Origin of the sequence: Bdellovibrio sp. ZAP7 (genome assembly GCF_006874645.1) — a bacterium.
In the GTDB taxonomy this organism is placed as follows: domain Bacteria; phylum Bdellovibrionota; class Bdellovibrionia; order Bdellovibrionales; family Bdellovibrionaceae; genus Bdellovibrio.
Genome location: NZ_CP030082.1, coordinates 3,924,971 through 3,938,368, shown reverse-complemented (window position 1 = coordinate 3,938,368; position 13,398 = coordinate 3,924,971). Strand labels below are relative to the sequence as shown.

The window sequence follows — 13,398 nt, the reverse complement described above, 5'->3', positions numbered from 1 at the left end:
TCCCTCGTCTCCTAAGTTATCTGACTCCATCGGAATTCGCGAGGGGTGCGAAGTTCCAGAACGTACTTGTTAGGAGTGATCATGAAATTGTTGTTGGCAGCGCTTTTGGCGTCCACTTTCTCTGTAGCTGCATTTGCGCAGTCTTTCCCGGAAGAAACACCACTGAAACTTTCTAAACGTGAAGAAGCTGAAAAACGTTTGATGGTTGAAGATGCTTACGAAGCTCCAAAGGGCCAATTGTTTTTCGAAGATGCTTACCTTGCTGGTGAGACTGATTTCAACGACTACACGAACATCATCGTGATCAATAAAAAAGCTCGTGGCAATGGCGCTCAAACTCTTCGCCTGTACACAAACCGTCGCTTGGTTCTGACAACTCCAATTTCTTCTGGAACTGAAGAAGTTGAATACATCGGTAAATTCAAAGGTGTGATCAACGGAATCTTCAAAGGTTCTCGTAACTCACACTGGAGACACACCACTCGTGGTTTCTATTCTGTGAAACGCGTTTATGATTATAACTACCGTTCCGGTGAATCTAAATTCCAAATGCCATATGCGATGTTCTTTAACGACGCTCGCGGTTTGGCAGTTCACCAAGTACCTCCAGATATCTCTGGTGGCGAAGCAAACGGTGTGGCGGCTTTGGGTCAACGTGCTTCCTCTGGTTGCGTGCGTGTTAAGTCTGGCCAAATCAACATCATCCACGATGCTGTTGTTAGAGCTGACAAAGGCCAAATGCCAGTTATCGACACTAAGACGGGTCGCCAAATGGTTGACCAATACGGCAAGCCACAAACTAAAGTGGGTTACCGCTCTCTAGTGATCGTGGAAGAGTACTAATACCGACTTGACCCTAACTCTTAAGGGCAATAAAAAGGCTGAACCTGTGGGTTTGGCCTTTTTTCATTTGTAGGCCCTCCGGCTTGGCCGGAGTAAAGTGTCCTTTCTTGGAGCATTTATGACTTTGAACGAACTTGTGAAAATTAATGATGAACAACGTGATCACCAATGGGAAATCGATTTCTTCATGGCGATTACTTCCGGCAAAGTTAAGTTGATGCTAGATGCTCCTCAACAGGGACCTGATGGTTGGCCGTACATGCTTGCGGAAACTTCCGCGGATGCAACAGAGCCAGCAAATAAAATCATGCAATGGGCGGCACTTAAAGGTGTGGGCTTGGCGGTGAATCCCCAAAAAAATTATCCCGACTACGTTTTCACATACGGCATGCTTTGGCATTTCAAAGAAACTGGATTGTTCTATCGCACGGCGGATGAGGCTCCGGTTGGTGTTGTGGAAATGGAAAAAGGCCAAGGTCTTCATGCTGGTGAGCCAGCGCCATCTTACCTTCCGCAGTACGTTCGTAACATTATCAAAGAGTTCTTTAGAGACCAGGCTGTTATGCGTCCGCGCGTTTTGGTGATGAGCCAGGATCGTAAGCATTATGATTTGGCGTTCTCTTTGGAGTCATTGGGAAATCCTCCAGAAAAAGAACATCAAGGAATCGCAGAAGCCATCAGCTGGTTTTTGCCTCCGCATTATTCCATCGTTTTGGTTTCTGAAATGGGCTTGCCGAAATTCACCGATCTTTAAGCTAGGCTAAGGACGAGTTGCAATGGCTCGTCCTTACAATTGTTCCCTCGTAGATTATCATAATCAAAAGGGAAAAATTCATGCTGAGATATCTCGGCGCTCTCGTTCTTTTTTTGAGCGCTTCCACAGCTTTATCAAATACACTCACGCCACCGGCGGAGATTAATTATTCCGTTTATTCCAAAGAGTATCCGAGTGAAAAGCTCAGTGGGCCTGTTAATAAATCTCTAAGAGATCATCAGGTGATTCCTCCTGGGGACCGCGATGATCTGATCGATAAAGCGGGTCTTACAAAATTCTTCAAAAATAAAAGTCACTACGAACGCGATATCTTTGTATTGCGTGCACAAAACAGCGGAGCGAAAGCTTTCGCAAGGAAGTATCCGGCTCTGCCTAAAAAGCAATTAGCGAAATTCCAAATGCTGATCAAGGAGCCGCGCTAATGTTGAAATCCGTTTTCAGCATTCTAGCAATTGTTATGTCCTTTGCGACGACTGCGAACGCCGATATCCTTTTTTTAGATCTTAATGGAAATCCCAAAGAAATCGAAGCCGCGAAGGCAGCGGCTGCCAAGCGCGGTGAAAAAGTAATCGTCCTTCCCGAAATAACCAAAGAGATGATGGCTAATCAGGCCAAGTTTAAGGAACTTACTCAGAAGGCGAATGCGGATTACTTAAAAAAAGGCTGCTCCGTTGGCATAGAAAAAACCGCAGCGTGCGCGACTGTCGCAAAAAATCTTGAAGATGCGATGGCAAAAGAGAATAAATTCCGTCAGGAAAATGAATTAAATGCCAAGACCTTGGAAAAAAGCATCGCGGACTTAAAGCAAAAGGGTGTACAGCTCTCTTCGATGGTGGTCTCAGGTCACGATGGTAATGGACATTTTGCCGGCCGATTCGGAGATCTTGATGACAAAGCTCTCTCAGATGCATTCTTAAAAAACCCACCGATGGGTGATGGAATTCGTTCTTTGGCATTGTGGGGTTGTTATACAGCGAACATTAGCAGTCTTAGTTTGTATTGGAAAAAGTCTTTCCCTCAAGTTGAAGTTGTGGTTGGTTTCGATAAACAAGGGCCATTGGGAAATAGTCCCGCAAACTGGGCTCTGCTAAAGGACTTCCTTTCTAAAGAAAAGGAACTAACGCAGATTAAGGACGAAAACGAACTTCAGAAAGCCTTAAAAGGTTTAGATGGCGTCAGGATCACGGATGCTGCCATTTGTGTGGGCGGAAAGTTTTCGAATAAAAAGCTTACGATGGATTTGGCAAATGTACAGTCCATGTGTGAGGGTGCTTATCTAAAGGACGCAAAAGTTTATACATGCTATTTGAACGCCGAAGAGGGTTGTGCAAATCCTCCGGCAAATACTTCCGACAGTGAACTGCGCAGGTTTTATGAAAAGCTTCAAGATTATGCCCACTGTAAAGAGGTCCTTCCTCCGGAGCAACAGGTCGGAGTTCCATCCCCCGATACAATGATTCGCCTCATCCACTTTGCCGATGTAAAAAAGAATTTCGTACAGAACTTTTCACGTGAAATTGCAGATTACAATAAACTCCTGGATAAAGTCGGCGCGCCGAAAGACCTCCACTGGGGAGACATTCAAAAAATGACTCGAGCAGAAGTTTTGGCAAAACTGAATGCAACGGCAAAATATCTGAATGACAAAACCGACAATGATTCTGCCTTAAAGCCAGAATTTATGGCGCTGAAAAACTTTTTAAACTTGGGAATCCAGCCTGTGCTGGGTGATCTTAATGTTCCTTTCACGTGGGTGGATACGGGAGCTGGGCCCAGTGAAGGCATGAAAAACGGAATGTTGACAGCTTCACCGGCCAATCTAATTCGCGTGCGCAAGGATTATGAAAATGATCGTGCGACACGACTGATGAACGAGAAGATTGAATCAATACTTAAAACCAACAGCGCCACAAGGTCTCAGATGGAAGTCATCGGTGTAAGGGAAAAAGAACTCCAAAGACAAATGGAAGCAGGCGCTAATTTCCGCGACATCATGGGGCCAGCCCAGCAGATAGACGAGGATAAACAGCGGCTTCGTCAAAACAACTGGAAGACTATTTCAGTTGAGCTAGAACAATATAAGCAGCAATTAAAATCAGAATCTTATGCAAGCGCCGAAGGGCAGAAGATCTTTAATGCCAAGCTTGATGAGCTGGTAACCACTTACGCCAAATAAAAAAGGGAATCCGGTTGGATTCCCTTTTTAGTCTCATAGGCATTTGAAACACAAACTATTCTTCGTCGATCTCTCCTGGAGTTGGCAAAAGATCCATCAGACATTCTCTCCAATATTCTGGAGCATCTTCACTGTAATCTACAGCGATGTGGAAACCTTTTTTACCCAATAGTTTTGTTCTTTTAATAACACCTGAAATTTCCAGGTTCATTTCGTCCAGATGCATGAAGACTCTGTCGCCAATCAATACATCCAACGTCAGATTTTTTCTAAGCGCCGTGGGAATCAGATCTTCTCTTTTTACTAAAAGCAGCAGACCTGTTGAAGATGCTTCCACGATTTCGCAGTTTTTTGCGATCTTGGCGAAATCATCCAGTGAAGTCATATACGACACATGAATCGGTGAGACTTCCTTACGGGGAGCGATCCGTTTGTTTGCAGCTGTGTTTCCCATTTATACCTACCTTGCCCTAATGAAACTTGCCTTATGAGCCGCGGGTTCTCAGTTGAGTTCCACGCATATTAAACTCTTCGGCAAGACCGGACCAAAGTTAAAGGTTCACGCAGTAAAAACCAAAACTAAATTTCTGCTCGTGGAAACACACGCCAGCTCCGGCAGATGGGGCTTGGTGTTCAGAGTAATCTAGGAGAGTGAATGTCTCATACTGGGATGTGATTTTTTGCCAATCCCCTACAGAAAATTCTGAAAGGACCGAGGGCTGGCTGAAGGGGCGAAGGGCCTTAAAGCAGGCCTCTTTCGCTGTCCATAGGCTGGCAGCACTGGGGGCGGATTCGTACTCTCCCGGCTTAGCTACGCGCTTTGCGATGGGTTCTAAAACACGGTGAGTGTTCTCGACATCCACGCCGACAGCATGGGATGAAATCATCAATACTCCCATGCCTTGAGTATGAGCGATACTTGAATGCAGGGGAGTATTGGAATTAAGTATAATCTGATCGCGATGCGAGTGAATCCATTTGCGGTGATCGGGATTGTCGCTGCCCCATTCAGCGTAAGCAAAGACCTGCAAATCGGGGCAGTTCAGATGTTTTCGTAAAGACTCTAACTTGTGATTATCTATGATCAGCATGTCAGAGTCCTTGGGCGAAGATTAAAGAGTGAATTCAGCGGGCCAAGTAACGGCTTTACCGCTGGTGATATCCATCATGCGATCCAAAGACGTTTTCGCTTCCAAGCGCAAGGCTTCTGGCAAATTCACTTCGGGTTTGAACGTCTCAAGCGCACGTTTGATCTTCTCCATGTTGTTCATTTTCATGTAAGGGCAGTCATTGCACTTACAGCCTTCATCAACAACCGGAGCTTGAATGAACGTGGCATCAGGACGGCGTTTTTGCATTTGATGGAAAATACCAGTTTCTGTCGCGACAATAAATTTCTTGTGAGGATTCGCAGATACTGAGTCCAACAAATGTTGAGTTGAACCAATCACGTTCGCGTAAGCCAAAACGGAGTCGTCACACTCAGGGTGGGCCAGGATCAAAGCATCCGGATGTTCTTGAATAAGAGCGGCCAAGCGGTTCGCATTGAACAACACGTGGACTTCGCATGAACCATTCCAGAACTCCATTTCGCGGCCCAATTTTTTAGACAACCAACGACCCAAGTGTTGATCCGGTCCGAATAAGATCTTGCGATCTTTAGGAATTGCGTTAACGATTTGCTGGGCATTTGAAGAAGTGATGATCACATCAGAGATGGATTTAACTTCGGCAGAGGAATTGATGTAAGTCACCGCGATACCATCGCGATGTTGCTGGCGCCAAGCTAAATACTTATCGTAAGGAGCACCCTTAACCAAAGAGCAAGTTGCCTCAAGCTCAGGAACCAAAACTGTTTTAGTCGGGTTCATGATCTTTACTGATTCAGCCATGAACACAACGCCCGCAAGCAAGATCACTTGCTCTTTCACTTCTTGACCCTTTTTAGCCAAAAAGAAGCTGTCACCGACATAGTCTGCCACGTCTTGGATTTCGCCATCTTCGTAGTAGTGAGCAAGAACTACGGCGTTCTTTTCTTTTTTCAGTCTTTGAATTTCAGCAGCAACATCATAACTCATAGTCATTACCTCGCGCTTTGAACGATTATTATACGCCCAAAAGGTGCCGTATCCTATAGCACAGCCAACCCTAGGTCGTAAGGGAAAATTGAGTCAAAATGCGAGCTTCTTTTGAACCTGAAAGGCTTGTGCAGCCTGTGCTACACGGGGGCCCCAAATCGCCGTTTCCTGAGCAAAGATTAATCGGGTTCGAGGCCAAAAAGGAACCGGAAATAGGGGCATGTCTTTTGCTTTTGGGATTGGAAAAGTTAAAGAAGCCACAACTGATCTCCGTGAAAGCGCGTTTAATTGGTGCTGGCTCTATATTACAGGAGAAATTATGAAAACAATCGCAAGCACGGTCATTTTGACCCTTCTCATGTCGGCGATGGCCGCTGCGGGCCCGGGACAAGTGGGTTCTGCGACGGAACCTAACGCACTGATCGGCGATTACGAAGTGCTGCTGAATCAAAAGCATGATCTGGAGGTTAAGCTTTCCAAAGATGCCAGTGACTATGCAGCCTATAAGGCGTTGGTGGAAAACACACTGGTACGTCAGCAAATGATGAACCGCCGATATCAAGTCGGTATGACCGGTGCGGATTCTGTGGCATTGGTTCAAGCGGAAGTTGTGGGTTTGAGTGTAAGTTGCCCCGTTTTATCAGCTCAGGCTCTGAAACTTTTCAATGTTGGATTAAGAACTCGTACTCAAGTGGAAACAATCCAAAGCGCTTGTGAGATGTTGCCGACTCGCTAAAACTTTTGCGTGTAGCGATCGCTGCACGCGAATTCTTTGACAGAAATTAAACATCTTGGTGCCCTAGGGAAGGGGACTGTTCGTGAAATACATTAAGCCGCAAGTTTTCGATTATCTCGATGCCTATCAATATCTGCAGGATTATTATGCCTTTCGAAAAAAAGTAGACGTTGGATTTTCTTATGAAGCTTGGGCTGCAGAGCTAAACTTCAACAGTCGCTCTTTTTTGCGCATGATGATCCACGGAAAAAAGAAGCTCACTGAAAAAATCGTGGCGTCCCTGGCTGAAATCAGCTTTTTGACCCCCGATGAACGGGACTATTTCTTTTGCCTGGTTAAATACACGCAAACTTCAACTCTTAAAGAAAAACAAATTTTCGGTCAGAAGTTGATCCAGATTTTAAAGCGGCAAAGTTCAGCGCAGGTTTTAGCAGAGAGTGAGGATTTCATTTCCAATCCTCTGCTTCCTCGGTTGCTGTCTCTTTTCAGTTACGACGATGTCGAGAAAAGCTCCGTAAGTTTCGCGCAGATTTTAGGGATTCGCGAAGAGCAAGTGATTCAAGCTCTCGAGATTCTGCATAAATTAGCTTTGATCGAACAGCCGCAAAAGGGTGTATGGATATCTAAGGTGGTTGCCTTTAAAGTGCCCGACAACAAAGGCAGCTTGAACCTGCGCAAGTTTCACGAGAAGAGTTTGGCAGAGGCTCTTAAGGCCTTCGACCTTCCCCAAGAAGTCCGTCGTTACAAAAGTCTTTTGCTGCCTATGACGACCGAGGATTATCATACATTTAATCAACTGTTGGATGATTTCGCCAAAGAACAAATGGTTCGACACAATCCGAAAACATATTCCGGCCGTCGCTTATTTCAGGTGAATTTTAATATATATCCGGTCAGCGAGGACTTAACGACTACAGAGTCGTTCCGCCCTTAAGAACATTGATAATGGACTTAGAAGCGGTCTTTAAAGATTCAAACACGCCACGGCCTTCGGAAGCACAGCCTTCGATTTCAGGAGCGTTGTAAGGGTTTAAAGCGCTTCTCATCTCAGCCAAAGACGCCACATTCGGAAGGTCGCGCTTATTGTACTGCATGATCAGTGGGATTTCTTTGATGTCGTAACCTTGTTGTTCAAGGTTCGTTTCAAGATTGCGCAAAGATTCCAAGTTTTCGTCCATACGCTCGATTTGAGAGTCAGCGACGAAGATAACTCCATCCAAACCCTTAAGGATCAGCTTACGGGAAGCATCGTAAACAACTTGGCCCGGAACTGTGTAAAGGTGGAAGCGAGTTTTGAAACCGCGGATTTCCCCCACGTTTAGTGGAAGGAAGTCAAAGAACAGAGTGCGCTCGATGTCCGTATTCAATGCCACCAGCTTGGATTTTTGATCCTCAGCCGTTTTTTGGTAAACCCACTGAATATTCGTCGTCTTACCACCCAATGATGGGCCGTAATACACGACTTTGCAGTGAATCTCTTTGGCATTGTAGTTAATAAAGGACATTACAGCTCCACTCTATTTTGCAGGGCACGACCCATAGTTCTATCATCTACGAAATCGATGTCGCTGCCAATAGGAACTCCATGGGCAATGCGAGAAAGTTTCAATCCTTTACCCTGCAACTGTTTAGCAAGGTACAAAATCGTCGTATCGCCTTCAAGATCTGCGTCCAATGCAAGGATGATCTCCTTAATCACGGGGCCGTCACCGCGCAAACCTGCGTCCACTCGGTCGATCAATTCATGGATTTTGAGTTCTTTAGGACCGATGCCTTCCAGTGGAGAGATCGCACCATGCAAAACATGGTAACGGCCACGGAAAGCGCCAGAGGATTCGATGCGCATAATATCGGAAGGTTCCTCCACCACACAGATAGCTTCATCCAAGCGGTGTGCATCTTTGCAATAACGGCAAATATCAGCATCCGTAAAGTTAAAGCATTGTGGGCAGTCGTGAACTTCTGCGCGCACACGAAGAAGAGCTTCACTTAAACGCTCTGGAAATTCACTCTCAGATTTAAGAATGAAATAGGCCAAGCGTTGAGCGGTCTTCGGCCCGATACCAGGCAGACGGCTCATTTCGTGGACTAATTTTTCAAGAGCGGTGATGTGAAGCAAGGTTTCTCCGTTTATCTGACTAGAACATTCCTGGAATGTTCATGCCGCCAGTGATTTTTTCCATTTCTTTGGAAGAGATATCACGGGCTTTTTTAACTGCTTCGTTAGTTGCAGTCATGATCATGTCTTGAAGCATTTCAACGTCGCCGTCTTTCATAACGTCTGCGCTGATTTTCAAATCAGTGATCATGTGGTCGCCGTTAACTTTAACTGTAACAGCGCCGCCGCCAGAAGTTGCTTCGTACTCAGCCTTAGCAAGTTCCTCTTGGGCTTTTTTCATTTTCATTTGCATTTGGTTAGCTTGCTTCATCAAAGCAGCCATTCCGCCTGGAAGACCTTTCATAAGTTCTCCTTACTTTTTAGGCGCGTTGTCGCGCTTTAGTTCTACGATGTTTTTAATCTGACCCTGGAATGCTTCCTGGGCTGCTTTAACCATCGGGTTGTTAGTGATCTTGTTGCGGATTTCATCTTCAGCCAACTGCACTTTTTTCTGTTGCAGAGCCTGAGCCGATTCGCCGGTTTGATCACCCTTCATCAATACTTCAAAAGAATACCCAGCGCCCCAGTACGAATCAATAAATCCTTGAAGCTTTTTACGCACCTGAGTATCGGCCATTTGATCTTTCAGGAACACCAACTTGGTCGGAACTCCCAGGGTCAAAAGTTTGCCTTCTTCTTTTACGAACAGAAGATTTTCAATTTTTGCCGCAAACAAAGCGTCATCCTGGCGCAGCAACTCAACAAAACTCATCCAACGTTCTTGTGCGTTCGCACCCGTAGCAAGTTTTGGAGCTTCGGGTTTTGCTTCCTCAACGGGAGCAGGTGCCGGTGTTGCTGGTTTGTTATCAGTAGTTTTCTTTGCAGGCTGCTCGAAAGTCGCCTTCATTTTTTCCAAACCTGACGGAACTTCAGGAACGGATTGGGATTCTTTCAGTCGCTGGTGGCCTGGAACGGGTGGAGCTACCGGCGGAACGTAGGGCCTGGCCCCACCTGCGCTGTGAGAAGCTTGGGGACCATTCGCCAATAAAGTTTTAAGGTCCGCAAGTTTCGGCGCAGACGCCATGCGAAGCAAAATCACCTCAAGCACAATACGAGGATCTTGAGCGCGCGGAATATCACTGCCACCTTTCAACGCCATGTCGAAGAGCATGTGAATGTCTTCTTCGGACAAGCGTTGAGACAAATCATTCAAAGCCTGCAATTCAGTGTCAGGCATTTCCAGAATTTGTGCAGCTTGAGTTTCAGAGACTTTAACCAAAAGCAGGTTGCGGATCATTTCCAACAAGTCTTGAGAGAATAAGTGCGGCTCAAAGCCCGCCGTGGAAATTTTCTCGATCACTTTCAAAATATCAAGAGTGTTACGCTCCACCAACGCCGTCAGTGTTTCAAACAACAACGCGCGATCAGTAAGGCCCAAAATCTCGACAACATTCGTGCGAGTCAAAGGACCATTGGCGAAAGTGATTACTTGATCCAGCAAACTTTGCGAGTCACGCATTGAACCGTCACCTTGACGGGCGATAACCCAAAGAGCTTCCTCTTCAGCTTGTACGCCTTCCTGATCACAGATCAGTTTCAAGCGCTCGGTGATTTGACGAGTGGTGATTCTGCGGAAATCGAAACGTTGGCAACGAGACAAAATCGTTTGCGGGATTTTGTGGACCTCAGTTGTTGCCATGATGAAGATCACGTGACCTGGCGGCTCTTCCAAAGTTTTCAGAAGGGCGTTGAAGGCACTTGTCGAAAGCATGTGAACTTCGTCGATGATGTAAACTTTGTATTTTCCGCTGGTTGGCATGAACGCCACGGTCTCACGAAGTTCACGAATGGAATCGACACCATTGTTAGAAGCTCCGTCGATTTCCATAACGTCGACGCTGTTACCGGCTGCGATCTCACGGCAAGAGTCACACTCGTTACACGGAACAAAGTTCACCGCATTTGGACAGCGCAAAGCTTTGGCCAAAATACGAGCGGATGAAGTTTTACCAGTACCACGAGGACCTGTGAAAAGAAGTGCGTGAGGCAGACGGTTGTTTTTAAGCGCGTTCGCCAGCGTTTGGGTAATATGATTCTGTCCGACAACGTCAGTGAAAGATTGGGGACGCCATTTGCGTGCAATCACCTGATAAGACAAAACATTCTCCGAACTGCTTAAACAAAAAAGTGGCCGAGCACCCCATATCACATAGCCCCTCGAGTGCCGTTGCTTCCTTCCGGACCTAGCGGGATTCGTCAAGGGAACCATTGCATGGGACCCGGCCATGGATTGGTCTATCCTACTGGGGTCTCTGTTACATGCGATAACTCGTCGTACCATTGCGGAATTATCCGAATGAAATCCTCTCCCAACCGACCCGGGCTTCCTGCCCTTGCCGCTTCCCCTTTGGGGAGGGTCTTCCAGACCCCGCGGAGGTCGTTTGTGAGAGGATTTCATTCGGATAATTCCGCAATGGCTCGAAGTTCGGTGTAAGAATTGGAGGATAGACCGGCCTCATGGTTGATTTTGGTCTTCGACGTTGTGCGTTGTATGGATTCGGAGGGGTGGGGTGTTATTGCTTTTCTGGTTTAGGGGGAGTGGTAGGATTTTGGGATTGGAGGAAATCTTATGAAATTTGGTTTGGGACTTTTGGTTTCGCTTTTGGTTTCTGTTTCTTTTGCTCAGTCTATTGGGGTTAAGGATATTCCGGCTGAGGAGGGGGAGACTACTATTTCTGTTAAGAAGGGGTCTTCGTCCACGGAGAATAAATTTGAGATTACTTCTGGTGAGGATGATGTTGAAGGGGATGAGGCTACTTTGATTAAAGAAGCTCGTGCTAATTGGAAGAAGGCTTGTACTGAGTGGAAGAAAGAGTTGAAGGAACTTAATAAGGACAACCGCATTCTTACAATGAATTGTGGGAAGATGATTTGTTCTACCGAAGGTGTTGAAAGCGTGTGTCGCTCGAAAGCCACCTACAAACTTAAAATTCAAGTTAAGTAGTTCAAAAGGTACGGACTTACCTTATAGGTACGGCCTTACTTTGTGTAAAAGTATAATCGATTATTTGAAAGCCAAATTCTTTTTGAGTTTGGCTTTTTTAATTTTTGCGGGATCGGAAAATATCCCAGAAGCTGGCTTTCTTCTTTTGAGTTAATAGTTTGGTAGTAAATGGTGGCGGTTCGTTGCTGTCATTTCGAGATTCGTTGATGTATTCCTCTGCCGGACCGTCGGGTGTGTGATTTTGATTGGGACGGCTTTCGTGTTTTTCGCCTTTTATTAATTCTTGCGGGATATTTCTTTTTAATTGTTCCCGGTGTTGTGAGTTTTTCATTTTTCCTCCGTTAGTAACGGCGTCTGGCGTCCAGCATTTGTGTGCCTTTTCTTTTCAAGGTGTCTTCGGCGATGGCTAAACTGACTCCCCAAACTACATGTGTCCCAATCATCATTAGTTTTCGTTGCGGGCTCATGTGTCTTCCTTGGGGCTGTAGTTTCAATGCAGGGATAAGTCCGTAATAACTTGCAGCCCAGACTCCTAGTCCGAAAAGCCCGCCTTTCAAAGCGGCGTTACCTGGAACTTTGGATGCCAGTAGCGCATAGGCAATTCCGCAGACGGCTCCGTATCCAAAGTGGTTTATCATCGTGGCTTCCTGTTGAATTTCGGAACTGGTCTTATGAGTCAGGTGCAACTTATCGGTCAGCGATCTTGTGATTTGTGCGGGTGGCAAGGGTTTCCTTTCGCGAAGAGCTAACCTTTTAAATGATTCGAACAGGGTAAAGGTCATCGCGCTCGTTGCCATGGTGCTTGCCCAAAAGCCTCTAAATAGGACATTCATAAAACTCTCCTTTCAGAGTCTGGTATCGCTTTTATTTTACTACTTTTTTAACTGTGGAAATGACCGACGTGTCAGTCTTGCCTGAATACAGTGCGCAAGGGCTACATAAGTCTGGGGGTGTTCTTTGGGGAGGGGTACAGAATTGCAACAATGATTTGCGATATCGTCCTCTGCCGCGACAATCTTTTTTCGACGATAGTTAGTGAGTAGCAAATAACTTAAGTCTTTAGGAGGACACTATGACTACAGCAAAATTCCAAATCGACCCTTCTCACTCTAGCGCAAACTTTTCTATCAAACACATGATGATCGCCAAAGTTCATGGTGGCTTCGAAAAAATCAGTGGAACTCTTTCCCTTGATTCTTCAGACATCACCAAATCTGTGGTGGAGGCATCTATCGAATCCGCAAGTATCAATACTCGCGAAGCTCAACGTGATGCCCATTTGAAAAGTGCTGACTTCTTTGACGTTGAGAAATTTCCAACGATCACTTTTAAATCTAAAAAAGTCGAACGCGTAGGCGAGGATGAACTTAAAGTTACCGGTGACTTGACTATTCGTGGGGTAAGTAAAGAAGTTGTTCTTGAAGTTGAAGGACCTTCCGCCGAGCACACGGATCCTTGGGGTAATACTAAAATTGGTTTGTCTGCGAAAACAAAAATCAAACGTAAAGACTTCGGTTTGAACTGGAATGCGGCCCTTGAAGCCGGCGGTGTTTTGGTGGGTGACGATGTGACGATCAGCCTTGATATTCAATTCGCCAAAGCCAAATAAAGGTCCAAATTAGCCTTAAAAATTCAACGACAGCAGCCTTAACTTAAGGGGCTGCTGTTCTTATTTTTCCCTTGTAATA

The 13,398-nt window shown here is 45.8% G+C and carries 17 protein-coding genes and 1 other RNA gene; 8 read left to right on the top strand and 10 right to left on the bottom strand.

All coding sequences use genetic code 11. The annotated features are described in order from the left end of the window. The first annotated feature begins 81 nt into the window (after positions 1–81). From DOM22_RS18925 to DOM22_RS18910, 4 genes are all read left to right on the top strand, one after another. Entirely contained in the window at positions 82–843 is a 762-nt protein-coding gene (locus DOM22_RS18925; protein ID WP_142701874.1) for a L,D-transpeptidase, read from the top strand. A 118-nt stretch (positions 844–961) separates the two neighbouring features. Beyond that, entirely contained in the window at positions 962–1,597 is a 636-nt protein-coding gene (locus DOM22_RS18920; RefSeq protein ID WP_142701873.1) for a hypothetical protein, read from the top strand. 80 nt (positions 1,598–1,677) lie between these two features. Next, positions 1,678–2,040, top strand: a complete 363-nt coding sequence (locus tag DOM22_RS18915) for a hypothetical protein (protein WP_142701872.1) — start codon at positions 1,678–1,680, stop codon at positions 2,038–2,040. Then, the gene (locus DOM22_RS18910) at positions 2,040–3,794 is read left to right on the top strand and encodes a hypothetical protein (protein ID WP_142701871.1); all 1,755 of its coding nucleotides are present in this window, start codon (positions 2,040–2,042) and stop codon (positions 3,792–3,794) included. The genes DOM22_RS18915 and DOM22_RS18910 overlap by 1 nt, the downstream gene beginning before the upstream one ends. 55 nt (positions 3,795–3,849) lie before the next feature. On the opposite strand, the gene DOM22_RS18905 is transcribed toward DOM22_RS18910, so the two are convergent. The 3 genes from DOM22_RS18905 to nadA all read right to left on the bottom strand — a co-directional run bounded on the left by DOM22_RS18905 (position 3,850) and on the right by nadA (position 5,872). Then, positions 3,850–4,248: a hypothetical protein gene (locus DOM22_RS18905; RefSeq protein ID WP_142701870.1), complete on the bottom strand. Its 399-nt coding sequence runs from the start codon at positions 4,246–4,248 to the stop codon at positions 3,850–3,852. 97 nt (positions 4,249–4,345) lie between these two features. Beyond that, positions 4,346–4,885, bottom strand: a complete 540-nt coding sequence (locus DOM22_RS18900; protein ID WP_142701869.1) for a 4'-phosphopantetheinyl transferase superfamily protein — start codon at positions 4,883–4,885, stop codon at positions 4,346–4,348. 21 nt (positions 4,886–4,906) lie between these two features. After that, positions 4,907–5,872: a quinolinate synthase NadA gene (nadA, locus tag DOM22_RS18895; protein WP_142701868.1), complete on the bottom strand. Its 966-nt coding sequence runs from the start codon at positions 5,870–5,872 to the stop codon at positions 4,907–4,909. Between the two features lie 319 nt (positions 5,873–6,191). On the opposite strand from nadA, the gene DOM22_RS18890 reads away from it, so the two are divergent. Continuing rightward, positions 6,192–6,608, top strand: coding sequence for a hypothetical protein (locus tag DOM22_RS18890; RefSeq protein ID WP_142701867.1), 417 nt, complete (start codon positions 6,192–6,194; stop codon positions 6,606–6,608). Between the two features lie 82 nt (positions 6,609–6,690). Then, positions 6,691–7,542, top strand: coding sequence for a TIGR02147 family protein (locus DOM22_RS18885; RefSeq protein WP_168196701.1), 852 nt, complete (start codon positions 6,691–6,693; stop codon positions 7,540–7,542). Here DOM22_RS18885 and DOM22_RS18880 read toward each other — a convergent pair. The 5 genes from DOM22_RS18880 to ffs form a co-directional block, all read right to left on the bottom strand. Beyond that, positions 7,520–8,113, bottom strand: a complete 594-nt coding sequence (locus tag DOM22_RS18880; protein ID WP_088615854.1) for an ATP/GTP-binding protein — start codon at positions 8,111–8,113, stop codon at positions 7,520–7,522. The genes DOM22_RS18885 and DOM22_RS18880 overlap by 23 nt on opposite strands. Then, the gene (gene recR / locus DOM22_RS18875; protein WP_142701865.1) at positions 8,113–8,727 is read right to left on the bottom strand and encodes a recombination mediator RecR; all 615 of its coding nucleotides are present in this window, start codon (positions 8,725–8,727) and stop codon (positions 8,113–8,115) included. Before recR ends, DOM22_RS18880 begins: the two co-directional genes overlap by 1 nt. A 19-nt stretch (positions 8,728–8,746) precedes the next feature. Beyond that, positions 8,747–9,070: a YbaB/EbfC family nucleoid-associated protein gene (locus tag DOM22_RS18870; protein ID WP_142701864.1), complete on the bottom strand. Its 324-nt coding sequence runs from the start codon at positions 9,068–9,070 to the stop codon at positions 8,747–8,749. Positions 9,071–9,079: 9 nt separating this feature from the next. Further along, positions 9,080–10,864: a DNA polymerase III subunit gamma/tau gene (dnaX, locus tag DOM22_RS18865; protein WP_142701863.1), complete on the bottom strand. Its 1,785-nt coding sequence runs from the start codon at positions 10,862–10,864 to the stop codon at positions 9,080–9,082. Positions 10,865–10,892: 28 nt separating this feature from the next. Next, positions 10,893–10,991, bottom strand: an RNA gene (gene ffs / locus DOM22_RS18860) — signal recognition particle sRNA small type. 344 nt (positions 10,992–11,335) lie between these two features. Here ffs and DOM22_RS18855 point away from each other — a divergent pair. Further along, a complete protein-coding gene (locus DOM22_RS18855; protein WP_142701862.1) occupies positions 11,336–11,710 on the top strand; it encodes a hypothetical protein in 375 nt (124 codons plus the stop codon). A gap of 97 nt (positions 11,711–11,807) precedes the next feature. Here the strand turns inward: DOM22_RS18855 and DOM22_RS18850 are convergent, their stop codons facing one another. Together DOM22_RS18850 and DOM22_RS18845 are read right to left on the bottom strand one after the other, a co-directional pair. After that, positions 11,808–12,041 (bottom strand): hypothetical protein, encoded by a 234-nt coding sequence (locus DOM22_RS18850; protein ID WP_142701861.1) that lies wholly within the window; start codon positions 12,039–12,041, stop codon positions 11,808–11,810. Positions 12,042–12,051: 10 nt separating this feature from the next. Further along, positions 12,052–12,543, bottom strand: a complete 492-nt coding sequence (locus DOM22_RS18845) for a DUF1440 domain-containing protein (RefSeq protein WP_142701860.1) — start codon at positions 12,541–12,543, stop codon at positions 12,052–12,054. A gap of 239 nt (positions 12,544–12,782) precedes the next feature. On the opposite strand from DOM22_RS18845, the gene DOM22_RS18840 reads away from it, so the two are divergent. Further along, complete coding sequence (locus DOM22_RS18840; RefSeq protein WP_142701859.1) at positions 12,783–13,319, top strand: YceI family protein; 537 nt, start codon at positions 12,783–12,785, stop codon at positions 13,317–13,319. Positions 13,320–13,398 lie beyond the last annotated feature (79 nt).